The 23024-nt window shown below is 64.5% G+C and carries 20 protein-coding genes; 9 read left to right on the top strand and 11 right to left on the bottom strand.

Annotated elements, in window-relative coordinates:
* Positions 1–4: 4 nt before the first annotated feature.
* The 8 genes from M1E07_RS14475 to M1E07_RS14440 all read right to left on the bottom strand — a co-directional run bounded on the left by M1E07_RS14475 (position 5) and on the right by M1E07_RS14440 (position 7129).
* Positions 5–949 (bottom strand): type II secretion system F family protein, encoded by a 945-nt coding sequence (locus tag M1E07_RS14475; RefSeq protein ID WP_461187357.1) that lies wholly within the window; start codon positions 947–949, stop codon positions 5–7.
* A 2-nt stretch (positions 950–951) separates the two neighbouring features.
* Positions 952–2445 (bottom strand): CpaF family protein, encoded by a 1494-nt coding sequence (locus tag M1E07_RS14470; RefSeq protein ID WP_461187356.1) that lies wholly within the window; start codon positions 2443–2445, stop codon positions 952–954.
* The gene (locus M1E07_RS14465) at positions 2442–3647 is read right to left on the bottom strand and encodes an AAA family ATPase (protein WP_461187355.1); all 1206 of its coding nucleotides are present in this window, start codon (positions 3645–3647) and stop codon (positions 2442–2444) included. Before M1E07_RS14465 ends, M1E07_RS14470 begins: the two co-directional genes overlap by 4 nt.
* On the bottom strand, positions 3644–4411 hold the full coding sequence (gene cpaB / locus M1E07_RS14460; protein ID WP_461187354.1) for a Flp pilus assembly protein CpaB: 768 nt from the start codon (positions 4409–4411) through the stop codon (positions 3644–3646). Before cpaB ends, M1E07_RS14465 begins: the two co-directional genes overlap by 4 nt.
* A gap of 20 nt (positions 4412–4431) precedes the next feature.
* The gene (locus M1E07_RS14455) at positions 4432–5514 is read right to left on the bottom strand and encodes a pilus assembly protein TadG-related protein (RefSeq protein ID WP_461187353.1); all 1083 of its coding nucleotides are present in this window, start codon (positions 5512–5514) and stop codon (positions 4432–4434) included.
* Positions 5502–5891, bottom strand: a complete 390-nt coding sequence (locus M1E07_RS14450) for a TadE family protein (RefSeq protein ID WP_461187352.1) — start codon at positions 5889–5891, stop codon at positions 5502–5504. The genes M1E07_RS14455 and M1E07_RS14450 overlap by 13 nt, the downstream gene beginning before the upstream one ends.
* Before the next feature lie 93 nt (positions 5892–5984).
* On the bottom strand, positions 5985–6191 hold the full coding sequence (locus tag M1E07_RS14445; RefSeq protein ID WP_461187351.1) for a Flp family type IVb pilin: 207 nt from the start codon (positions 6189–6191) through the stop codon (positions 5985–5987).
* Positions 6192–6463: 272 nt separating this feature from the next.
* Complete coding sequence (locus M1E07_RS14440) at positions 6464–7129, bottom strand: prepilin peptidase (protein WP_461187350.1); 666 nt, start codon at positions 7127–7129, stop codon at positions 6464–6466.
* Between the two features lie 306 nt (positions 7130–7435).
* Here M1E07_RS14440 and rplM point away from each other — a divergent pair, with 306 nt between their 5' ends.
* The 3 genes from rplM (at position 7436) to glmM (ending at position 10039) form a co-directional block, all read left to right on the top strand.
* Positions 7436–7879: a 50S ribosomal protein L13 gene (rplM, locus tag M1E07_RS14435; protein ID WP_009358699.1), complete on the top strand. Its 444-nt coding sequence runs from the start codon at positions 7436–7438 to the stop codon at positions 7877–7879.
* A 38-nt stretch (positions 7880–7917) separates the two neighbouring features.
* Positions 7918–8424: a 30S ribosomal protein S9 gene (gene rpsI / locus M1E07_RS14430; RefSeq protein ID WP_050684362.1), complete on the top strand. Its 507-nt coding sequence runs from the start codon at positions 7918–7920 to the stop codon at positions 8422–8424.
* Between the two features lie 253 nt (positions 8425–8677).
* Positions 8678–10039 (top strand): phosphoglucosamine mutase, encoded by a 1362-nt coding sequence (gene glmM, locus M1E07_RS14425; protein WP_461187349.1) that lies wholly within the window; start codon positions 8678–8680, stop codon positions 10037–10039.
* Positions 10040–10108: 69 nt separating this feature from the next.
* Here the strand turns inward: glmM and mscL are convergent, their stop codons facing one another.
* Genes mscL through coaA form a run of 3 tightly spaced genes read right to left on the bottom strand, consistent with a single transcriptional unit; the run spans position 10109 to position 12401 of the window.
* On the bottom strand, positions 10109–10498 hold the full coding sequence (gene mscL, locus M1E07_RS14420) for a large conductance mechanosensitive channel protein MscL (RefSeq protein ID WP_461187348.1): 390 nt from the start codon (positions 10496–10498) through the stop codon (positions 10109–10111).
* A gap of 41 nt (positions 10499–10539) precedes the next feature.
* Positions 10540–11430: a M15 family metallopeptidase gene (locus M1E07_RS14415; protein WP_461187347.1), complete on the bottom strand. Its 891-nt coding sequence runs from the start codon at positions 11428–11430 to the stop codon at positions 10540–10542.
* 5 nt (positions 11431–11435) lie between these two features.
* Positions 11436–12401 carry a type I pantothenate kinase gene (gene coaA, locus M1E07_RS14410; RefSeq protein WP_461187346.1) on the bottom strand — a complete coding sequence of 322 codons (966 nt, stop codon included), beginning with the start codon at positions 12399–12401 and terminating at the stop codon, positions 11436–11438.
* A gap of 136 nt (positions 12402–12537) precedes the next feature.
* Between coaA and glmS the strand changes: the two genes are divergently transcribed.
* From glmS to treZ, 6 genes are all read left to right on the top strand, one after another.
* The gene (gene glmS / locus M1E07_RS14405; RefSeq protein ID WP_461187345.1) at positions 12538–14424 is read left to right on the top strand and encodes a glutamine--fructose-6-phosphate transaminase (isomerizing); all 1887 of its coding nucleotides are present in this window, start codon (positions 12538–12540) and stop codon (positions 14422–14424) included.
* A 142-nt stretch (positions 14425–14566) separates the two neighbouring features.
* A complete protein-coding gene (locus tag M1E07_RS14400) occupies positions 14567–14914 on the top strand; it encodes a holo-ACP synthase (protein WP_461187344.1) in 348 nt (115 codons plus the stop codon).
* Between the two features lie 30 nt (positions 14915–14944).
* Positions 14945–16540, top strand: a complete 1596-nt coding sequence (locus M1E07_RS14395; protein WP_461187343.1) for an NAD(P)H-hydrate dehydratase — start codon at positions 14945–14947, stop codon at positions 16538–16540.
* 64 nt (positions 16541–16604) lie between these two features.
* Positions 16605–18863 (top strand): glycogen debranching protein GlgX, encoded by a 2259-nt coding sequence (gene glgX, locus M1E07_RS14390; RefSeq protein ID WP_461187342.1) that lies wholly within the window; start codon positions 16605–16607, stop codon positions 18861–18863.
* Positions 18860–21187, top strand: a complete 2328-nt coding sequence (treY, locus tag M1E07_RS14385) for a malto-oligosyltrehalose synthase (RefSeq protein ID WP_461187341.1) — start codon at positions 18860–18862, stop codon at positions 21185–21187. The genes glgX and treY overlap by 4 nt, the downstream gene beginning before the upstream one ends.
* A complete protein-coding gene (gene treZ / locus M1E07_RS14380) occupies positions 21184–22953 on the top strand; it encodes a malto-oligosyltrehalose trehalohydrolase (RefSeq protein WP_461187340.1) in 1770 nt (589 codons plus the stop codon). Before treY ends, treZ begins: the two co-directional genes overlap by 4 nt.
* Positions 22954–23024: the final 71 nt, after the last annotated feature.

Below are 23024 nucleotides of genomic sequence, written 5' to 3'. Positions count from 1 at the left end.
CTTTCTAAAACTTCGGTTTGACGATGCTTTTGAGCCAGAAGCCACCCATTGTCAGCAGCACGGCGGCGGCCGCGATCATGAGGTAGCCAGGCAAGGTGCTGGTAAAAATTTGGGAGTACATGTCGTTGAACAGGGTGAGCCCAATGAACATCACTATCGGCAGTGCCATCAGGACGATGGCGGACATCCGGCCCTCTGCACTCAGTGCGCGAACTTGGCCCCTCACCTGGTTGCGGTCACGGACGGTATCGCCTAGGTGGTCCAGCACCTCGGCCAAATCCCCGCCGACCTCACGGTGGATGTCGATGGCCTGAGAGATGGAGAGGAAATCCTCGCTTTGCGTGCGCCGTGCGACGTCTGCCAATGACTCTCCCAAGTCCCGGCCGATCCTGGTCTCGTTGACGATGCGGCTCAGTTCCTCAGACATCGGAGGCTGGCTTTCCTGGGCGGCGGCGTCCACGGCACGAAGGAGGCTGTGTCCGGCACGCAGGCTTCCGGCGAACATCTGGAGGGTGTCCGGGACCTGCCCGTCGAACTGGGCCCGGCGGCGGCCGGCAAGCACATTCAGCACTACATGGAGGGCGAGAGGCGTGAGCGCCGTCAGCAGCACAGCTGCGAACAGGCCGCTAAGGAAGAACCCGAGGACTGCAAGAGTCAGGGTGATAACACCGGCCATCAGCAGGTAGTCGCCCGGCTCTTTTTTCAGTCCGCATTCATCCAACCGCTCCTGGCTCAGCGGCCCGGAACCCCGCTTCTTGATGCCTTTGTCCAAGGCTCCCACGGCCTGTTCGGTCAACCTGCTAAGGATCGTGCGCGGTGCCGGTGCGTCCGGCCGCCGTCGGGACATCGGCAGGGCTGACGTTGACCTCAATGCCACGACGAACACCAGGAAAATGGCCAGATAAAGCAACAACAGGCCGGCGACGAAGAACGCCGCGTCGTTTGCCACGGTCACCGCCCCCTGGCAGGAGCACGGCCGGGCAGTGCGGCGCCGAAGACAGCTGGCGAGACGTGGATGCCAAGCTCGTCGAACCGGTCGGTAAACCTCGGACGTACGCCGGTGGGAATTGGTTTACCCAGGAACCGACCGTTGGCATCCACGCCTGCCGAATAGTCGAAGACGAAGGCATCCTGAAGGGTCACGATGTCGCCTTCCATTCCCTGGACCTCAGTGACATGAGTGACCCTTCGGGAGCCATCGCGCAGCCGGGTGATGTGCACGATGAGGTTCACGGCGGAAGCCACCTGTTCGCGGATCGCACGGAGAGGGATGTCCATGCCAGCCATCAGGACCAGCGTTTCAAGGCGGGCGATGGCGTCGCGAGGCGAGTTGGCGTGCACCGTCGATATGGAGCCGTCATGGCCGGTGTTCATGGCCTGAAGCATGTCCAGGCATTCGCCGCCGCGGACTTCGCCCACGACGATGCGGTCCGGCCGCATGCGGAGAGAGTTCCTCACCAGGTCCCTGATGGAGACCTCACCTTTGCCCTCAATGTTGTGCGGCCGGCTCTCCAGGCGCACCACGTGCTCCTGCTGCAACTGGAGCTCCACGGCGTCCTCGATTGTCACGATGCGGTCGTCGGTCGGGATGAACGAGGACAGCACATTGAGGAGCGTCGTTTTTCCAGTACCCGTACCGCCCGAGACGATGATGTTCATCCTGGCAAGCACACAGGCCTGGAGGAGCTCCGCCATCTCGGGGGAGAGACTGCCCAGCGTGATCAGGTTCTGCACGGTCAGCGGATCACGCCCGAACTTGCGGATGGTAAGGGCAGGCCCGTTGACAGCAAGCGGCGGAATGATCGCGTTGACCCGGGAGCCGTCAGAAAGCCGGGCATCAACCAGTGGCGACGACTCGTCGATACGGCGGCCCACCTTCGAGACAATACGCTCGATCACACGGCGGAGCGCCTCGTCCGAACTGAACTTCGTGTCTGTTACCAGGAGGCGTCCCTGACGTTCCACATACACCTGGTCGTAGCGGTTCACCATAACCTCAGTGATGGTGGGGTCGTCGAGGAAACGCTGGATGGGTCCGTGCCCCAGGACGTCGTCGATGATTTCGCGGATCAGCCGTTGCCGCTCGGACGTGGACAGCGGAACCTGCTCCTCGTCCACAACGACCTTCAATTCATCGCGGACGAACTGGTGCAACTCCTGGTCCTCAAGTGACGAATCCGTGATCCGTGAACCCAGCCGTTCAAACAGCGTTTGGGTTGCCCGTTCCTTGAGGGCATTCAGGGCTTCACTGGCGACAGAAGCGGTTTGTGGTTGTTCCAGGGCTGCCGTGGCGCTCGCAGCAGCTTCGGCGGTCTGCGCCTCATGCTTTTGCCCCAGAGTCGCGGGGGGCAGCTTCGGCTGGAATGCCCCTTGGAACGGCTTGGAACTCTCGGGTTCGGCCTTGGCCTCGCCACGGAGCTGATGAAACCGGTCGGTGAGGTTCACTGGACTACCGCCCTTCGATGGAGCTTCTTGTGGGGTCTTTCTTCCCAGTTGGGTTTGAAGCGCTCCACCAGCTGGCGGAGTCCTTTTGCGGCCGAATCCCGGCTGCCGTCCTGCAAAACGGGAACTCCCTTGTTCGTGGAAAAGGGCAGCGTCTTGGATCGGGGGAGTGCGACATCCACAGGGGCGCCAATGGTGGCTTCGATGTCCTGCAGTGTCAGCCCGGCGCGGCGGTCCGTCAGGTTCAGGACCACATGGCGCTTTTCAGGCAGCAAGTTCAGTTCTGCCAGGATTTGGAACCCCGTCTTGAGGCCGCGGATGCTCGGTACGTCCATGCCGCAGATCCACACCGCATCGGTTGCCTGCTCGAGCGTCGCCAGGACGTGCTCGCCCAGGCCTGGGGCGGTGTCCACCACAACGTAGTGAAATTCCTCGCGAAGCTGGCTGATCAGCCGGGTGACATGTTCGCCGGAAATCTTGTCCATTTCGACCGGATTCCGTGGGGCGCAGAGGGCATAGATCCCGGCAGGGTGCACCGTCAGGTAGGTCTTGAGGACCATGGAATCCTGGCTTGCTGCGCCCACCACAGCGTCGGTGATGGTGTGTTCGGGTTCCAACAAGAGCCCACTGGCAACGTCACCGAACTGGAGATCCAGATCAACGATCACCACGCTCATTGGAGCCGACTTCCCAAGACCGACAGCCAAATTCGTGGCCACGGTGGTCTTCCCGACACCTCCTTTAGGCGACATGACCGCAATGACCCTTCCGCCGGCTCCATGGTCGGCGTGTTCGGACGTTCCAGGAGCCAAACCCCGACGGCGGCCGGCGGCGGCGAGACTTGCGCGCTCCAGCATGACCCGGATGGAGTCAGGGTCCGCTGTTGGGTCCAGGAGGTCCCGTACACCGGACCTCATTGCCTGCAAAACCACTTCGGTGGTTTCGGGGACTACGAGGATCACACTGATCTCCGGGTACTGCAGATCCATGACTGCCGCGAGCTTGAGGGATCCCTCCTCGGGAAGCCCCGGGCCCAGTATCAGGACTTCGGGCGGTTCGCCCACGAGCTGGCGGAGGAATTCGTGGGGACCGTCGGGAAGATAATCGGCCTGGAACACCTGGAGGGAACCATGCATGCCGGCGACAGCCAGCTGCATCCGATGTTCGAAGTCAGCGTTTGGCGTGATGAGGACGAAGCGGCTCATCGGAACAGCCTTGCGCTGGTAACGACCCCTGAGCTCGCCTCGACGGCGTTGGCTGGTTCCTTCGAGAGGTAGACGTTGCCGAACTCGGTCGCGAAAACGATGCGTTCGGCGTCGGCAGAGTTACGGGCCAAGGTAATCATGTACGTGTCATCCGAAGTGGCCGACTTCTTGGCTGTCAGGGCTCCGGCGTTCTTTTCCCCCTCCGCCGATTCATCCTGGGTCTTCGCTGCGCTGCCGTTGCTGAACTGGGCCGCCGTCACCAAGACCTTGTGGAATGTGAGTTGGGTTCCGCTGGCGCCTCCGGCGCCGGCATCGGCCGATAGGAAAACCCCCACTGTGTCTCCGGCGGAGATTTTGCCTCCCACCACCCGTTCGATGGGAAGTTTCAGTGTTATTTCCTGCATGCCGGCGGGCACCTGCACCCGGGACGGACCCAGGAAGGCATCGGCTTCCACGAAACGGGCGGAGAGCAGCTGCTCACCGGGCACCAGGGCCACTGCGGTAACTTTCTCGTTGACGTCCTTGAGGTCAGTGACCGCACCTGCTGCGATGGCCAACTTTGGGACTTCCTTCTTGACGACGGCGTCCGCCATTTTGTCCATCCCAGTGCCTGCAGCAACGGCTTTCTCGACGACGTAGACGGTTTCCGTTTCGGTGTCTGCGAGGGCGCGTTTGTCTGCGTTCTGAACGTAACTGACCAGAAATACGGTTCCGACTATTGCCACGATTAATGCGGCGATGCCTCCCAGTAGGCGAGCTTTCACTTTATTCCCCTTCAAAAGGACTAATCGATAAGATCAATGACAACGACGTTGCCATTTGGAGTTGATGACCCGCCCGTAAACAGGGAGGGGTCTGCTGCGTATCCGACAAATGTTCCGTAGAGTCCGGTTTCCCCGCCGGCGAATACACTGGGGGAGGGGTCATAACTGTGTCCTGGAAAGTTCCAGCGTTCAATTTTGAATCCGGCCCATTTTTCGATCATGTATTCGGTGTGGCTGCCGGTGCACTTGGCCATCCCTTCGCAGGTGTAGGCGTAGACGGGGAGTGCCACCGTCCGGTCCTTTAGTGAGGGTGTGGCACCGGGATCGAACAGGTCTTTGCATTCCGTAGGTATGGCAAGTCCCTCGCTGCCGTCGCTCCACTCACCGACGGTGGCGTGCACTTCACAATCCACGTCGCGATTGGGGTTGAGCCAGGCGAAGCCTCCCGGAACGATTTGTCCGGAGGGATTGGTGGAGTTGCAGTCCGCGGGGTTCTTTGGCCCGGATTCGTCGCCGCCTGCTTTCTCGCCTTTGTCCTTGCCTTTGTCTCCGTCCTTGCCCGGACCTGGGCCGCCGGCAGCACCAGCGTGAGTGAGTATCTTGTGTGGCTCGCCGTCGTCCATGAACTCACAGGTAGCGAACACCAGCGGCAGGATGGAAACTCCGGTTGGCGGGTATAGGAAGCTAGCTGTCGCGTGCGCACCGACGGTCACGGCCGGTGCATCCAGGGCGCTGGCGAACATTTTTGTGAGGAAGCTGTTGCTGCCGCTTTGAGTCGTGGTCCGGACCGTCACCTGGTCTGCGACGGATAGGTCGACCTCAGCAACGTTTGATTGGCCGTCGTCCGAGTTGGCGTTGGCCAGGCTTTCGGCGATGGTTTCGGCGTCGTCTTGGCTGCAGGGAGTCTCATAACAGGCTTCGACCACGGCCAGTGCGCCGGAATCTGCGGCATTCTGCAATTGCGCACGTTCCGCATAGATCTGGCCCACGTCCACTGCGAGGGCGCCGGCACCGATCAGCACCAGCATCACGACTGCAACGAGGACACCCGCCGCGCCGTGCTCGTTCTCATGTTGGGCTGGAGTGTCTCTCAGCCGCCGCATCGCATTGCTCCTACTCCAGTGACGGTCACGGTGCTGCCAAAGAGCCCCGTCAGGGTGGCGGCAGGATATGTGACTGTCACTGTCATAGCGTCCTCATCGCTGCAAGCGTCTGGCGTGAATGCCAGTTCAAAGTCTCCGCCGTTCAACCCAGGGGCTCCGGCAACGGCAGCCAGGGCAGCCTTGCTTTGGTCGTCCTTGATAGCCATGGTTCGGGCGGCTTCCCGAGCGGCCTGGGTTACCGATATTTGCAGGTTGTAGGCGTGTGAAAACTCGACGATGCCGGCAACGAGCGCCAAGAGTATGGGTGCAACGAGGGCGAACTCGACGGCTACAGCGCCGCGCTCCCGGCTGTGGGTTCCTAGATTGCTGCTTTTCACTGGGTCCCTCCGCGAATAGGCGCAGCTGGTTGAGGAAGATGTGCCGCGCCCGACTCGACCGAACGCGGCACATCAGATGAGTGGTGTCGGCTTTTAGTTATTCCAGCCAGCCACGGTTCCACCCAGCGTGTTGAACCAGCCACTGAGAGAGGTGCCGAAGAACGTCACGCCGCCGATGATGAGGAAAGCGATGAAAGCAATGAGCAGCGAGTATTCCGTTGCCGTGGCGCCTTTTTCAGGTGACAGCCGGTCCTTGACTCCGGAAACAAAAGCAAGAACCGAGACCATGAGAATGTTCATTATAATTTCCTTAAATTCGATGGAATAATTCCTCGAATCCCGGCGCCCCCTGATTGCGCGAAAGGGCCGGCACTTCGATAGCAAAAGAATTGCATTCGAAGCGGAAAGGCATCAATGCGTAGGCATACCCGTCTTCAGCTGGGGGTTAACAAGTAATTCGGCAAGAATGTACTCAGTCAGAAAACGCCCAAAGTGCGAAACTACTTGGATTGGCAAGCCGGGCTACTTTTCTCCTGCGGAGATCAGGGGAGCGGGGAGCGACCGCGGAGGCGTCAGGCAGAGAACAGAACGGCACCAAGTGCCGACGCAAGCATCGATGGGCCGAAAGCCACCTCGGAGGATTTTTCGGCGCGCCTAAAAGAAATCAAAACGACGGAGAAAATCCCTCCCAGCACGAAGCCGAGGGCGCCGCCATAGAAGAGTTGGCTCCAGCCCAAGTAGCCCAAGTACAGGCCTACGGGTGCGGCGAGCTTCACGTCGCCCATTCCGATGCCGCTGGGGGAAATTAGCGCCAAAACCAGGTAGATGACGAACAAGATTGCGGCTCCGGCGGCTGCGCGGAGCAGCGGGGACCAGCCTGCCGAGGCCAGGCTGCTTACGGCGAAGAGCGCCAGGCCGGCAACGAGCAGGGCCAAAACAAGGGGGTTCGGCAGCAGGTGGTGGGCCAGGTCTATCCGCCCCAGCTGCACGGCGAGCACACCCAGTACCACGAAAGCGGGCAGAGCCCAGTCCAATCCGATCCGCAGCGCAAGGGCCGCGCAAAGGACTCCGGTGAGGGCTGCCGTCGTAATTCTTGTCCTTACAGCCGGAAGCCCGCCGAGGCGGGGGAGGAAGCGTGCAATGAGCAGCTCAGTCACTATGCATAGGAGTGCGCCGAGCAGGCCGGCGGCGACGGCAAAAAGCGGACCGGCACCTCCGGCAGTTCCTACTATCAACACCGAAGCTCCCTGGCTGGACGGGCCCGGCACGTGCGGAAACATCCCAGCCCCCGCGTCCGGCTACCCCATTTTGACCCTGAACCCCTTAACGCGCTAATCTTGGTAGTCGTTGTGCGTGTCCTATTCCGATGGTGCGTGCCCGCTTGAGAATCCGGTTGCAGGATAACTACTCAACGTGCACATTCGGAACTTCAGGATGACTGGTTACATAGAGCCCTCACCTCTGTTCCGGTAGCGCGCAGACAGTAGGTGCACGAGCTAGTGACACCTAAACAAGAACGCCAGAACAAGAACGAGGCAAACACCGTGCGTACGTACACCCCGAAGCCCGGCGATATCAACCGCCAGTGGCACGTCATTGACGCCACAGACGTTGTCCTTGGTCGTCTTGCAAGCCAGACCGCAATCCTGCTGCGCGGCAAGCACAAGGCCACCTATGCATCCCACATGGACATGGGCGACTTCGTCATCATCATCAACGCTGAAAAGGTTGCCCTCACCGGCGCCAAGCTGGAGCAGAAGCGCGCATACCGCCACTCCGGCTACCCGGGCGGCCTGACCTCCGTCAACTACGCGGAACTGCTGGAATCCAACCCGGTCCGCGCCGTTGAGAAGGCCATCAAGGGCATGCTCCCGAAGAACTCCCTCGCTGCACAGCAGCTGGGCAAGCTGAAGGTGTACCGCGGTGCTGAGCACCCGCACGCCGCCCAGCAGCCCAAGACTTTCGAAATCACCCAGGTCGCCCAGTAGTCCTGGCCACCAAACAACTTATCTATACAAGGAGAATCGTGGCTCAGAACGAAGAGACCACCGAAGCCGTTGAGGCTGAGGAAACCCTGACCAGCTACACCTCTGAAAGCTCAGCTGCTGACGCAGCCGCGCCGAAGAAGGAGCGCCCGGCCCTGACCGTTGCCGGCGCAGCAGTTGGCCGCCGCAAGGAAGCCGTTGCACGCGTTCGCGTTGTTCCCGGCTCCGGCAAGTGGACCATCAACGGCCGCGCGCTGGACAACTACTTCCCGAACAAGCTGCACCAGCAGGACGTCAACGAGCCCTTCAAGATCCTTGATCTCGAAGGCGCCTACGACGTTATCGCCCGCATCCACGGCGGCGGCATCTCGGGCCAGGCCGGTGCACTGCGCCTCGGCATCGCCCGTTCGCTGAACGAGATCGACGTCGAGAACAACCGCGCCACCCTGAAGAAGGCCGGTTACCTCTCACGTGACGCCCGCGTCATCGAGCGTAAGAAGGCCGGCCTCAAGAAGGCCCGCAAGGCTCAGCAGTACTCCAAGCGCTAAAAAGGCGCCTTCCCGGGATGGGGCCGCTGGCGCGACCTCATCCCGGGGCCCGCGGCGCTTTTCAGCGCTCGGCTCCACAAGCGCTAAATCCGCTTGCCAAGCGCTAAATCCCGCTTGCACAGAAGCCCGTCCCGCCCTTTGGCGGGGCGGGCTTCTGCCGTTAAGCCGCCAATGTTGCGCTGCTGAAGCCGCCTTAAAGTGCTCCTGGCCAGCCGTTTCAAGCCGCAGCACCCCAATCCTCTAGACTTGACCGGTGTCTAGATTATTTGGAACTGATGGTGTCCGGGGGCTGGCCAATGGCCTGCTGACAGCCGAGTTGGCCATGCAGCTGGCCCAAGCGGCCGCCGTCGTGCTTGGCCACGACCGCAATACGAACGGCTCCAGGCCGCGCGCCGTGGTGGCCCGCGACCCGCGGGCCAGCGGCGAATTCATCGCCGCTGCGGTGGAGGCCGGGCTCTCCAGCTCGGGCGTTGACGTTTACGACGCCGGCGTCCTGCCCACCCCCGCCGCCGCTTACCTGGTAGCCGACCTGGACGCAGACTTCGGTGTGATGATCTCCGCCTCCCACAACCCTGCACCGGACAACGGCATCAAGTTCTTCGCCCGCGGCGGCCAGAAGCTCCCCGACGAGGTGGAGGACGCCATCGAGGCGCAGATGTCCAAGGCGGCTGTGCGTCCCGTTGGCGCCGACGTCGGCCGTATCCAACGATTCTCCGACGCCGAGGACCGCTACATCGTCCACCTCCTCCAGACCCTGCCGCACCGCCTGGACGGCCTCACGGTTGTCCTGGACTGCGCCCACGGCGCCGCCAGCGGTTGCTCGCCCCAGGTGTTCAAGGACGCCGGCGCACACGTCGTGGTCATCGGCGCAGACCCGGACGGCCACAATATCAACGACGGCGTCGGCTCCACCCACTTGGATTCCCTCAAGGAAGCCGTCGTGAAGAACGGCGCCGACCTGGGGATCGCGCACGACGGCGACGCTGACCGCTGCCTCGCGGTAGACCACGAGGGCAACGAAGTGGACGGCGACCAGATCATGGCCATCCTCGCGGTTGCACTGAAAGCGTCAGGCAAGCTCAAGGACGACGTCCTGGTGGCCACGGTCATGAGCAACCTCGGACTGAAGATCGCGCTCCGCGAAGCCGGCATCAGCATCCGCGAAACTGCAGTAGGGGATCGGTACGTTCTTGAGGAAATGCGCGACGGCGGCTTCAACCTGGGCGGCGAACAGTCCGGGCACGTCATTTTCGCCGACCACGCCACCACCGGTGACGGCGTGCTCACCGGACTGCAGCTTGCAGCCCAGATTGCCTTGACCGGAAAGCCGCTGAAGGAACTGGCCACGGTGATGGCCAAGCTGCCGCAGGTACTGATCAACGTCAAGGGCGTGGACCGCACCAGGGTTGGCGGCAGCGAAGTGCTGGCCCAGGCCGTGGCAGCGGCGGAGGCCGCCCTCGGCGATACCGGCCGCGTCCTGCTCCGGCCCTCCGGCACCGAGCCCGTGGTGCGCGTGATGGTAGAGGCTGCCGACGAAGAGACTGCCCACTCCATCGCCGACCACCTGGCCCAGGTGGTGCGGGCGGAACTCGCTTTGGAACTCGTCTCCGAGTAACCCCCCCCCAACAGATAAAGAGCGTCCCGCCTCCGCCAGGAGGTGGGACGCTCTTTTCGGTAGCAGTGCCTAGGCCGTGCGGTCCTTCAGTGCGTCACGAATTTCCGTCAGGAGCGCGATCTGGGGGTCCTCGGCCGACTCGTCCTTCACGTCCTGGTTGATCCCGAGCTGCCGGTTACGCCGCTCGATCATCAGGTTCATCGGCAGAATCACAACGAAGTAGATGGCCGCGGCGATCAGTAGGAACGAAATGATGGAGGAGATGACGGACCCGTACATGAATCCCTCCCACTGCATGTCCTCGATGCCCTTTGCGCTGAAGAGGCGTCCGATGAGCGGGGTGAGCAGGCCTTCCACAACAGATGTCACGACGGCGCCGAACGCGGCACCCATTACAACGGCCACGGCAAGGTCAACGACGTTGCCCTTCATGATGAAATTCTTGAATCCTGTCAACATACGATCCAACGTAGTACACCGCGCTGAGCTGCATATGACAGTTAGGGATACCCCGGCGCGGCCTCCACGCCGAAGTACTCTTCCAGCGTGCTGATGCCGCGGTTCAGCATGTCCGTGGCGGCCTCCACGCCGATGTACCGCAGGTGCCACGGCTCGTAGTAGTAGCCCGTGACCGGGTGGAACATCCACGGGTAGCGCACCACGAACCCGAACCGGTGTCCGTTCGCCTTCGCCCACACGGCCGCGGGCTGGTCCGCGAAGCACGGCTGGAAAGCGCACGCGCCCCCGCCGTCGGCGATGTCGAACGCCCACCCTGTCTGGTGCTCGGAGTATCCCGGCCGGGCGCTGGCCGTGTCCGCGTCGGCTTGGCCACGCGCGGCAACGTAGCCGTTGTACGTGACCACCTGCGTGGCGTGGGAGCGGTAGCCGCTCGCCAGCACCATGGACACGCCGTCCCGCATGGCTGCCGCGAACATCGCTTCGGCTGCGGCCGCCGCCGTGCTGTTCAGCAGCGCAGCCTCGCCGGAAACCGTCGCCGCAACGGCGGGTTGCACCAGGTCAGCGGGCACGTACTCGGCCGGGACCAGCGGCCGGTGCTTGTTGACCACCAGCCAAGGACTTGCCGGATCCGTCAGGGAGAACTGCCGCGGCAAGGCGGAGGAGGGCGACGGCGCCGGGGACGGCTCTGGAGGGGCCGCTGCCGCCGTCGTGGCCTCCGCCGTCGGCGTCGGCGTCGGGGGTGCAGAGGGAGGCTGCGGCAGCGAAGGTGAAGCAGAAGGGGAGCCCGACGACGGCGCCGCCGCCCCGGGTGCCTCCGGCGTGCAGGCGGTCAGCACAGTGAGGCCTGCTGCCGCCGCGAGGAAGCGCGCAAAGCTGCGGCGGCTGGACCCAGTTTCAGCAGATCCAGAGGAGGACGCGCAGTTGTAGCACACCTGTGCTAGACCTTCCGGAGCAGCATGCGGCGGATCGAGTGGTCTGCCTCTTTGGTGAGCACCAGCTGGGCGCGGCCGCGCGTAGGCAGGACGTTCTCCTCCAGGTTGGGCTCATTGATGCGCTTCCAGATGTCCCGGGCAGTGCTCTCGGCCTCGTCGTCGGACAGCGCTGCGTAGCGGTGGAAGTAGGACTCCGGCTGCGCGAACGCCGTGGTGCGGAGCTTGCGGAACCTGTCCACGTACCACTCCTCGATGTAGGAGGTCTTGGCGTCCACGTAGATGGAAAAGTCGAAGAAATCACTCAGCGCCAGCCCCTGCCGGCCGTCATGCCGGGGCCGCGCCGGAGCCAGAACGTTAAGCCCTTCCACGATCAAAACATCGGGGCGGCGGACCACCACTTCCCTGCCGGGAACGATGTCGTACGTGACGTGGGAGTACCAGGGCGCCCGCACTTCCTCGGCACCGCCCTTGATTTCGCTCACAAAGCGCAGCAGCGCACGCCGGTCGTAGGACTCCGGAAAGCCCTTGCGCTCCAGCAGCTGCCGGCGCTTCAGCTCGGCCAGCGGGTAGAGGAAACCGTCAGTGGTGATGAGTTCCACATTCGGGGTGCCCGGCCAGCGGCGCAGCATTTCGCGGAGCACGCGGGCGATGGTGGACTTTCCGACAGCGACTGACCCCGCCACGCCGATCACGAACGGAGTGCGCTGGGTCTGCTCACCCAGGAACGTGGTGGTGGCGGCGTGCAGCTGGCCGGCGGCCTCGACATACAGGTGCAGCAGCCTGGAGAGCGGCAGGTAGACCTCCCGGACTTCCTTGATATCCAGCGGGTCGCCAAGGCCGCGCAGACGGACAATGTCCTCCTGGTTAAGGGGCTGTTCCATCTCGTCTGCGAGCCGGGACCAGGTCTGCCGGTCCAGCTCAACGAACGGGGAGACGCCTTCGCCGTTCGCGTCATTGCGTTGCACAGTCACTTTAGAGATTCTGCCCCCAGCCCGGCTGAGAGCGAAATGCGGGTACGCGCCCGCACGGGCGGAGTGCGCCACGGAAGCGGCTCCACGGCGACGCCTGGGTTTAGATCTGACGGTCCCTGCCGATAGTCTTGACCTTATGTGTGGAATCGTAGGATACGTGGGCCGTTCTAATAACGGTGGAAGTCACAGTGCGCTGGATGTTGTCCTTGAGGGACTTCGCCGCCTGGAGTACCGGGGCTACGACTCCGCGGGGGTCGCCGTGGTGTCCGAGGGCTTGATCGAGTTCCGGAAGAAGTCGGGGAAGCTGAGCAACCTGATCGCCGAGCTGGAGGAACGACCGCTGCCGGAGACGGTGACCGGGATCGGCCATACCCGCTGGGCCACCCACGGCGGGCCGACGGACCGCAACGCGCACCCCCACCTTGCCGATGAGGGCAGGCTGGCCGTCATCCACAACGGCATCATCGAAAATTTCGCCGAGCTCAAGCTTGAGCTGATTGAAAAGGGCGTGAAATTCCTGTCCGAGACCGACACCGAGGTGGCCGCCGCTTTGCTGGCAGACATCTTCCGGGACAAGCTCGGCGGCGATGTCTCCGACGGCGGCCTCACCCGCGCGATGGAGTTGGCCTGCCAGCGCCTCGAGGGAGCCTTCACGCTGCTGGCCGTCCACGCTGACCAGCCCGACGTCGTGGTGGCCGCCCGCCGCAATTCACCCCTGGTGGTGGGCCTGGGCGAGGGCGAGAACTTCCTGGGCTCGGACGTGTCCGGCTTCATTGACTACACCCGCCGTGCCGTGGAGCTGGGCCAGGACCAGATCGTCACCATCACCGCGGACGCCGTGGAGATCACCGATTTCTTCGGTAACCCGGCCGTCGGCAAGGAATACCACGTTGACTGGGATCCCGCCTCCGCCAAGAAGGACGGCTTCAGCTCCTTTATGGAGAAGGAAATCCACGATCAGCCGGACGCCATCCGGCAGACCCTGCTGGGACGTTCTGACCTCAACGGCATGCTGACCCTGGACGAGCTCCGGATCGACCCGGAGCTGCTGAAGCAGGTCAACAAGATCATCGTCCTGGCCTGCGGCACGGCCGCCTACGCCGGCACCGTGGCGAAATACGCGATCGAGAACTGGTGCCGGATTCCTACCGAGGTGGAGCTCGCGCACGAGTTCCGCTACCGCGACCCGATCCTGGACGCCAACACCCTGGTGGTATCCATCAGCCAGTCCGGCGAAACCATGGACACCCTGATGGCAGTCCGGTACGCCCGGGAACAGGGCGCCAAAACCATCTCCATCTGCAACACCAACGGCTCCACGATTCCCCGTGAGTCCGACGCCGTCCTTTACACCCACGCCGGTCCGGAGATCGCGGTGGCCTCCACCAAGGCGTTCCTGGCGCAGATCACGGCGGCCTACCTGCTGGGCCTGTACCTGGCGCAGCTGCGCGGGAACATCTTCTCCGGGCAGATCAAGGACGTCCTGGCCGACCTGAACAAGATCCCGGCGAAGATCCAGACCATCCTCGACGGCGCCGGGCCGCTCCGCGAACTGGCCCGCAGCATGGCCAATGAGCAGTCCGTCCTGTTCCTGGGCCGGCACGTGGGCTACCCGGTTGCGCTGGAAGGTGCGCTGAAGCTCAAGGAGATCGCCTACATCCACGCCGAGGGCTTCGCCGCCGGCGAACTCAAGCACGGCCCCATCGCCCTGATCGACGAAGGCAAACCGGTGTTCGTGGTGGTCCCGTCCCCGCGCGGCCGCGATTCGCTGCACGCCAAGGTGGTCTCCAACATCCAGGAAGTCCGTGCCCGCGGCGCCCGCACCCTGGTGATCGCCGAGGAAGGCGATGAAGCCGTGAAGGCCTACGCCGAGCACGTCTTCTACGTCCCTGAAACCCCAACGCTGCTCATGCCGCTGCTGACCACCGTTCCGCTGCAGATCTTCGCCGCGGAACTCGCCGCAGCCAAGGGCTACGACGTGGACCAGCCCCGCAACCTCGCCAAGAGCGTCACCGTCGAGTAACTGCGGACCGGCTCCGGTTTTCCATTGAACGCCCCAGGCCACTGGCCTGGGGCGTTCTCTGTACCCGAGGTCTGTCACGGCGCACCGGGCGTGCAGGAGAGCCGTGACCGGGAGCACAGGAGCTTCACCGTAGAGTAGTGCCATGATCGTAGGCATTGGCGTAGACGTTGTAGACATCGAGCGGTTCGGCCGCCAGCTTGAGCGGACCCCGGGCCTGAAGGACCGGCTGTTCGTCCCCGCCGAGCGGGAGCTGAACACCCGGTCGCTGGCCGCACGGTTCGCCGCGAAGGAAGCGGTGGCCAAAGTCCTCGGCGCGCCCGCCGGCATGAACTGGCAGGACTGCTGGATCGGCCTGGACCACAACGGCCCCACTGTCCAGGTCAAGGGCACCGTGCTGGCAGTCGCCGAGTCCAAGGGCGTCAAGCGCTGGCACCTCTCCATCAGCCACGACGGCGGCATCGCCACGGCCACGGTCGTGGCCGAGGGCTGAACCGGCCGCCCGACCGGTACAACTGACACCGTGATCAGCGCCTACACCGGAGTTCAGGTTCGCGAAGCCGAGGAACCACTCCTCGCTGCCGGCCTGGGCGACGTCCTCATGCGACGCGCGGCCCACGGGCTGGCCCTCGCGGTGGTACTCGAGCTCAAAACCCGCAGCCGCCGGGTCTACGGTGCGAGCGTTGTGGTGCTCACCGGTAAAGGCAACAACGGCGGGGACGGCCTGTACGCGGGCGCTTTCCTCGCGGCCAGGGGCATGCGGACGACGGCGGTGCTCACCGCTGATTCGGCACATCCCCAGGCGTTGGCAGCTTTTGAGCGTGCCGGCGGCCGGGTCCTGCACCTTACCAATGCGGCACTCGGCGAACTGGCCGCAGAAGCGGCGCGCGCCGACGTCGTCATCGATGCCGTGCTGGGGACCGGTGCCAAAGGCGGGCTGCGGGGGAGTGCGGCGCACTTGGTCAGCGCCCTCGCCGAGGACAGGGTTGGTGGCACTGCCCCGGGTTTTGTCGTCGCCTGTGATTTGCCCAGCGGCGTCGACGCCGATACCGGCGGGGTGTCTGAACCGGTGCTTTCCGCGGATGTCACAGTAACGTTCGGGGCGGCTAAGGCGGGCCTGCTGGCTGATCCCGGCGCCGATCACGCCGGCAGGGTGCACGTGGTGCCCATCGGCATCGAAGACAATTTTGACCGCCCCGCCCTGCGCCGGCTCGAAGATGCAGACCTTGCGGGCCTCCTTCCCAACCCCGCCCGGCGGGCGCATAAGTATTCACGGGGAGTCCTGGGAGTGGTGGCGGGATCAGCCGATTATCCCGGCGCGGCCGTGCTGGCCTGCAGGGGTGCCCTGGCAGCTGGGGTGGGGATGGTCCGGTACCTCGGGCCGCCCGAGGTTGCCGAGCTGGTCCGGCAGTCCTGCCCCGAAGTGGTCTGCAGTACCGGCACTGTGGCTGAGAACCGGGTGCAGGCGTGGCTGGTGGGCTCGGGCATGGGGCCCGAGGACCACGAACAATTGCAGCGCGCCCGGGACGCCGTCAGGTCCGGCCTGCCCGTGGTGGCTGATGCCGGCGCCCTGCCCGCCCTTCCCGCTGTCCTCGCCCCGCGGGTGGTCCTGACCCCGCACGCAGGGGAGCTCGCCGCACTGCTGAAGCGTCTGGGGGTCGAGGCGGACCGCGCGGTTGTGGAGGCCGGAACCCTCGGTGCCGCCCGCCGAGCCGCCACGCTGACCGGAGCGACGGTCCTGCTCAAGGGCGCCAGCACCCTGGTAGCCGCACCCTCCGGGGACGTGTACAGCCAGGCGGACGGCACGCCCTGGCTCGCCACCGCCGGCAGCGGCGACGTACTCGCAGGCATCATTGGCGCGCTGCTCGCCCAATCCGATTTCGGCGTCGGACGCTCCCGGGAGTCGGGTGCAGAAGCGGAGGTGCATTGGGCTGTGGTGGCCGCGCAGGGAGCCGCACTGCATGGCCTTGCCGGGAGGGCGGCATCGGCCGCCTGCGGCGGCGGGCCGATCGCTGCTGGCGGAATCGCCGACTCCTTACCCTATGTTTGGGGTAAAGTAAGCACGCTTAGTAACTCTGGGGTCCGGAAACGTAATAGTCATACCCAGCCGTTACGGTAAGCATTAGTTCGCACCGGCAGCAGGGGCCCATGTCCTTCTGCTGCCGAATATCACGAGGAGCATTATGGAAGTCTGGCCTGGATCGGCTTATCCCCTTGGCGCCACCTACAACGGGACCGGCACCAACTTTGCCCTGTTCAGCGAACGTGCCGAAAAAGTGGAACTCTGCCTTTTCGACGACGACGGCAAGGAGACCCGCATCCCGCTGGACGAGGTGGACGGGTACGTCTGGCACTGTTACATCCCGCAGATCCAGCCCGGCCAGAAGTACGGCTACCGGGTACACGGCCCGTACGATCCAGCTTCCGGCAACCGCTTCAATCCCAACAAGCTCTTGCTGGACCCCTACGCCAAGGCCATCCACGGCCAGGTGGACTGGGACCCGTCGCTGTTCACCTACAATCTGGGCGAAGAGCCGGACACCATCAACAACGAGGATTCCGCCAGCCACATGATGATGGGCGTGGTCATCAACCCGTTCTTCGACTGGGACGGCGACCAGAACCTGCGGATTCCCTACCACCAGTCGGTCATCTACGAAGCCCACGTCAAGGGCCTTACCCAGCTGCACCCGGAGATTCCCGAGGAGCAGCGCGGGACGTACGCCGGCGTGGCCCACCCCGCCGTCATCTCCCACCTGCAGAAGCTGGGCGTCACCGCGATCGAGCTTATGCCCGTGCACCAGTTCGTCAATGACGGCACCCTGCAGGACAAGGGCTTGAACAACTACTGGGGCTACAACACCATCGGCTTCTTCGCGCCGCAGAACACCTACAGCTCCACCGGCGATACCGGCCAGCAGGTCCAGGACTTCAAAGCCATGGTCCGCTCACTCCACAAAGCCGGCATCGAGGTTATCCTCGACGTCGTCTACAACCACACCGCCGAAGGTAACCACCTTGGCCCCACGCTGTCCTTCAAGGGCATCGACAACGCCGCTTATTACCGGTTGATGGAGGGCGACGAAAAGCATTACATGGACTACACCGGCACCGGCAACTCCCTGAACGTCCGCCAGCCCCACTCGCTGCAGCTGCTGATGGACTCCCTGCGCTACTGGGTTACCGAGATGCATGTGGACGGTTTCCGCTTCGACCTCGCCTCCACACTTGCCCGCGAGTTCTATGATGTGGACAAGCTGTCCACCTTCTTCGAACTCATCCAGCAGGACCCGGTGGTCTCCCAGGTCAAACTCATTGCTGAGCCGTGGGACGTTGGGCCCGGCGGCTACCAGGTGGGCAACTTCCCGCCGCAGTGGACCGAGTGGAACGGCAAGTACCGCGACACCGTCCGCGACTTCTGGCGCGGCGAGCCTGCAACATTGGGCGAATTCGCCTCCCGCATCACCGGTTCAGCGGACCTGTACGAGCACTCCGGCCGCCGCCCCGTCGCGTCCATCAACTTCGTCACCGCCCACGACGGCTTCACCCTCTCCGACCTGGTGTCCTACAACGAAAAGCACAACGACGCCAACGGCGAGGGAAACAACGACGGCGAATCCCACAACCGCTCATGGAACTGCGGCGTGGAGGGGCCCACGGACGATCCTGAGGTCCTGTCGCTGCGCGCCCGCCAGCAGCGCAACTTCATCGCCTCGCTGCTGCTGTCCCAGGGCGTGCCCATGCTCCTGCACGGCGACGAGCTGGGACGCACCCAGCAGGGCAACAACAATGGGTACTGCCAGGACTCCGAGCTGACCTGGATCAACTGGGAGAATATTGACCAGCCGCTGGTGGAGTTCACCTCTGCGGTCAACGCCCTTCGCGCCAAGCACCCCACGTTCCGCCGCAGCCGGTTCTTCGACGGCCGGCCCGTCCTCCGGGGCGAAGGCGAGCGGCTGCCGGACATCGTATGGCTGGATCCGGACGGCGAGAACATGAAGCCGGAGGCCTGGGAGGCCGGGTTCGGCCGTTCCGTGGGCGTCTTCCTGAACGGCGACGGCATCCAGGGCAAGGACAGCCGCGGCCGCCGGATCACCGACGTCAACTTCCTGATGTACTTCAACGCGCACGACGACACCGTCAAATTCACGCTCCCGTCCGACGAATATGCGCCGGCCTGGGACGTCATCATCGACACCGCCGGGCAGAACGCGGACACCGAACCCGTCTCCGCCGGACAGCCGCTGCCCGTCGAAGCCAAGTCCCTGGTGGTCCTGCGCGCCCACACTGTTCCTGAAGTGGAGCCGGACCACTCCGTGGCCGCATCCCTCGCCGCGCTGTCCCAGACCGCCAGCGCCGAGACGGAATCCATCAGTACCCCCGCGGTGGCCGAACCGGGCAAAACCACCAAGGTCGGCGAACGGAAGGCCCCGAAGAAATGAGGGTCCCGGCATCCACCTACCGCCTGCAGATCCGCCGCAGCTTCACCCTGTTTGATGCTGCGGACAAGGTCCCGTACCTCAAGGACCTGGGCGTTGACTGGATCTACCTCTCGCCGATCCTGACGGCGGAGCAGGGCTCGGACCACGGCTACGACGTGACCGACCCCTCCGCCGTGGATCCGGAGCGGGGCGGCCCGGAAGGCCTCCTGGCCTTGTCCAAGGCTGCCCGCGAGCACGGCATGGGTGTCCTCGTGGACATCGTGCCCAACCACGTGGGCGTCGCAACGCCGGCGCAGAACCCCTGGTGGTGGTCGCTGCTGAAGGAAGGGCAGGGCTCGCCCTACGCCGAAGCCTTCGACGTCGAATGGGAGCTGGCCGGTGGAAAGATCCGGCTGCCCATGCTCGGCTCCGGTGAGGACTTGGACAATCTGGAGGTCAAGGACGGCGAACTGCACTACTACGACCACCGGTTCCCGCTCGCCGAAGGGACCTATTCCGACGGCGACTCGCCCCAGGAGGTCCACAGCCGCCAGCACTACGAGCTGATTGACTGGCGGCGCGCAGATGCGGAGCTCAACTACCGGCGCTTTTTCGCGGTCACCACGCTGGCCGGGATCCGGGTGGAAACCCCACGCGTCTTCGAGGAAGCCCATGCCGAAGTGGGCCGCTGGTTCAATGAGGGCCTTGTGGACGGGCTCCGCGTTGACCACCCCGATGGTCTGGCGGATCCTGCCGGCTACCTGCGGTGGCTGAAAGACCTCAGTGGCGGAGCCTACATCCTGGTGGAAAAGATCCTGGAGCCGGGCGAGGTCCTGCCCCAGGACTTCGCCACCGAGGGCACCACCGGGTACGACGCCCTGGCAGACGTGGACCGGGTCTTTGTTGATCCCGCCGGCCAGCAGGCGCTCGATGACCTCGACGCCAAGCTCCGGGAATCAGCAGCCCCCGCTGATTACGCCGAGATGACCCGCGGCACCAAGCGGATGATCGCCGACGGCATCCTCCGCTCCGAGGTGCTGCGGCTGGCGCGCCTGGTTCCGGAGTCCTACGGGCTTCCGTGCGAACAGGCGGCAGACGCTCTGGCCGAAATCATCGCCGCCTTCCCTGTCTACCGGACATACCTGCCCACCGGCGGGGAGATCCTCAAGGAAGCCTGCGAGTCCGCAGCCGCCCGCCGGCCTGAGCTGGAGGTTGCCATCGGCACGCTGCTTCCGCTGCTCCTGGACCCGGCCAACCCCATCGCGGTCCGGTTCCAGCAGACCTCCGGCATGGTGATGGCCAAGGGTGTGGAGGACACCGCGTTCTACCGTTACACCCGGCTGGGCACGCTGACGGAGGTGGGCGCCGAACCCACCGAGTTCGCTGTCTCTCCCGAGGAGTTCCACCACCGGATGACCCGGCGGCAGCAAGAACTTCCGCTTTCCATGACCACCATGTCCACGCACGACACCAAACGCAGCGAGGATGCCCGGGCCCGGATCTCGGTGATCGCCGAACTGCCGCAGGAGTGGACTGCCACGCTGAACACTCTTCGCGAGCTGGCCCCGATTCCGGACGGGCCGTACGAGAACCTGCTCTGGCAGGCCATCATCGGTGCCTGGCCGGCGAGCAGGGAACGGCTTCAGGGCTACGCGGAGAAGGCAGCCCGGGAGGCCGGCAACTCCACTAAATGGACGGACCCGGACGAGGAGTTCGAGTCGTCCGTGAAGGCGGCAGTGGACGCTGCGTTCGACGACGCCCGGGTTACCAGGGTGGTGGAAGAGTTCGTGGCACGGATTGATTCCTGCGCCGCGTCCAACTCCGTGTCCGCCAAGCTGGTCCAGCTGACCATGCCAGGCGTGCCGGATGTCTACCAGGGCAGCGAATTCTGGGAGCGGTCCCTGACGGATCCGGACAACCGGCGGCCGGTTGACTTTGAGCTCCGCCAGGCGGAGCTGGCAAAGCTCGACGCCGGCACGCTGCCTGCGGCGGGTACCGAGACCAGCAAGCTCCTGGTCACCTCCCGGGCGCTGCGGCTCCGACGCGACCGGCCCGAACTGTTCCAGGGCTACAGCCCGGTGGCAGCGACAGGTGCTGCGGCAGATCACCTGCTCGCCTTCCATCGCGGCGGCGTCGGCGCCACCGGTGCCCTGACACTGGCCACCCGGCTTCCGGCGGGACTGGCAGCCGCCGGCGGATGGCGGGACACCGCCGTCGAACTGCCCGCCGCTGTGCGTGACGAGCTGACTGGCGCCGCGTACGGGCCGGGCACCGTTTCGGTGGCTGACGTGCTGGGTACCTACCCGGTGGCTTTGCTGGTACCGGTGGATGGAGAAAAGGCATGACCATCGTCAATGTTGGGCCCGAGCGTTTCGATGTCTGGGCTCCGGACGCTCATTCTGTGATCCTGGTGGCCGACGGCCGGCAGTATCCCATGCTGAAGAAGGAGACGGCCCCCGGCTCGGAAGGGTGGTGGACCGCCCCGGACGCTCCGGCTGAGGGCGACGTGGATTACGGCTACCTGCTGGACGGGGACGGCCAGCCCGTGCCCGATCCGCGGTCGCGGCGGCTGCCCGACGGCGTCCATCAGTTGTCCAGGACGTTCGATCCCGCCGCCCACGCGTGGCAGGACGGCGTCTGGAAGGGCAGGGAGCTGCAGGGTTCGGTGATCTACGAACTTCACGTGGGGACCTTCACCCCGGAGGGCACCCTGGACGCGGCGGCCGGAAAGCTCGGCTACCTGGCCGATCTTGGCGTTGATTTCGTTGAACTGCTGCCGGTCAACGGCTTCAACGGAACCCACAACTGGGGCTACGACGGCGTGCAGTGGTACGCGGTCCATGAAGGCTACGGCGGGCCCGCCGCCTACCAGCGCTTTGTGGACGCAGCCCACGCTGCCGGCCTCGGCGTCATCCAGGACGTGGTGTACAACCACCTCGGCCCGAGCGGCAATTACCTGCCCAAGTTCGGTCCGTATCTGAAGCAAGGGGACGCCAACACCTGGGGCGACTCCGTCAACCTGGACGGTCCCGGCTCGGACGTGGTGCGGGAGTACATCCTGGATAACCTCGCGCTCTGGCTCCGGGACTACCACGTGGACGGCCTCCGGCTGGATGCCGTGCACGCGCTCCGCGATGAGCGGGCCGTGCACATCCTGGAGGAGTTCGGCGCCCTGGCTGATGCAGTCTCGGTGGAAACCGGGCTGCCCAAAACCCTGATCGCCGAGTCGGACCTGAACAACCCGCGCCTGATCTATACGCGGGATGCGAACGGCTATGGGCTGGCCGGGCAGTGGAGTGACGACTTCCACCACGCCGTGCATGTGAGCGTCAGCGGCGAAACCACTGGGTACTACGAGGACTTCCAGTCCCTGGCGGTATTGGCCAAAGTGCTGAAGGACGGCTTCCTGCACGACGGCAGCTACTCCAGCTTCCGCGGCCGCCACCACGGGAGGCCCATCAATGCCGCCCTGGTTCACCCTGCCGCCCTGGTGGTGTGCAACCAGAACCACGACCAGATCGGCAACCGGGCCACGGGGGACCGGCTCTCGCAGTCGCTGTCCTACGGGCAGCTGGCCGTGGCCGCGGTACTCACCCTGACGTCTCCCTTCACACCCATGCTGTTCATGGGCGAGGAGTTCGCCGCCAGCACGCCCTGGCAGTTCTTCACCTCGCACCCGGAACCGGAGCTGGGCAAGGCCACCGCAGAAGGCCGGATCAAGGAGTTCGAGCGCATGGGGTGGGATCCCGCCGTCGTGCCCGATCCGCAGGACCCGGAAACCTTCCGCCGTTCCAAGCTGAACTGGGACGAAGCCGCCGGCGGTGACCACGCCCGGTTGCTGGAGCTTTACCGCTCCCTGACGGCGCTGCGCCGGGAGCACGCCGAGCTTGCCGGGCTCGGCTTCGGCGAGACGGACGTAACGTTCGACGACGACCAGGGCTGGCTGCGTTTCCGGCGTGGCAGCGTCGAGGTGCTGCTGAACCTGTCCGACGCCAAGGTCAGGCTGGACGACGTCTCCGGATCGGTCCTGCTGGCCACGGATGAGGGAACCGGCCTTGAGGGTGAGGCCCTGGCCCTGGCGCCCTGGAGCGCGGCGATCCTGAAGTCCTGATTCTTGCGGACGCAATGTTGCGCCGCGGGCTGATGTTGTCAGCCCGCGGCGTAACTTACCGGGCTGGACCT

The sequence above is a fragment of the Arthrobacter sp. Z4-13 genome (assembly GCF_054792705.1).
The sequence above is the reverse complement of the archived record's forward strand: the minus strand, read 5'-3'. Positions and strand labels throughout refer to the sequence as shown.

Bases quoted from the DNA above. Each gene is read 5' to 3' on its own strand.
- treZ (WP_461187340.1), top strand. From the start codon at position 21,184: ATGACCATCGTCAATGTTGGGCCCGAGCGTTTCGATGTCTGGGCTCCG.
- M1E07_RS14445 (WP_461187351.1), bottom strand. From the start codon at position 6,191: ATGAACATTCTCATGGTCTCGGTTCTTGCTTTTGTTTCCGGAGTCAAG.
- mscL (WP_461187348.1), bottom strand. From the start codon at position 10,498: ATGTTGACAGGATTCAAGAATTTCATCATGAAGGGCAACGTCGTTGAC.
- glgX (WP_461187342.1), top strand. From the start codon at position 16,605: ATGGAAGTCTGGCCTGGATCGGCTTATCCCCTTGGCGCCACCTACAAC.
- M1E07_RS14455 (WP_461187353.1), bottom strand. From the start codon at position 5,514: ATGCGGCGGCTGAGAGACACTCCAGCCCAACATGAGAACGAGCACGGC.
- treY (WP_461187341.1), top strand. From the start codon at position 18,860: ATGAGGGTCCCGGCATCCACCTACCGCCTGCAGATCCGCCGCAGCTTC.
- M1E07_RS14400 (WP_461187344.1), top strand. From the start codon at position 14,567: ATGATCGTAGGCATTGGCGTAGACGTTGTAGACATCGAGCGGTTCGGC.
- glmS (WP_461187345.1), top strand. From the start codon at position 12,538: ATGTGTGGAATCGTAGGATACGTGGGCCGTTCTAATAACGGTGGAAGT.
- M1E07_RS14465 (WP_461187355.1), bottom strand. From the start codon at position 3,647: ATGAGCCGCTTCGTCCTCATCACGCCAAACGCTGACTTCGAACATCGG.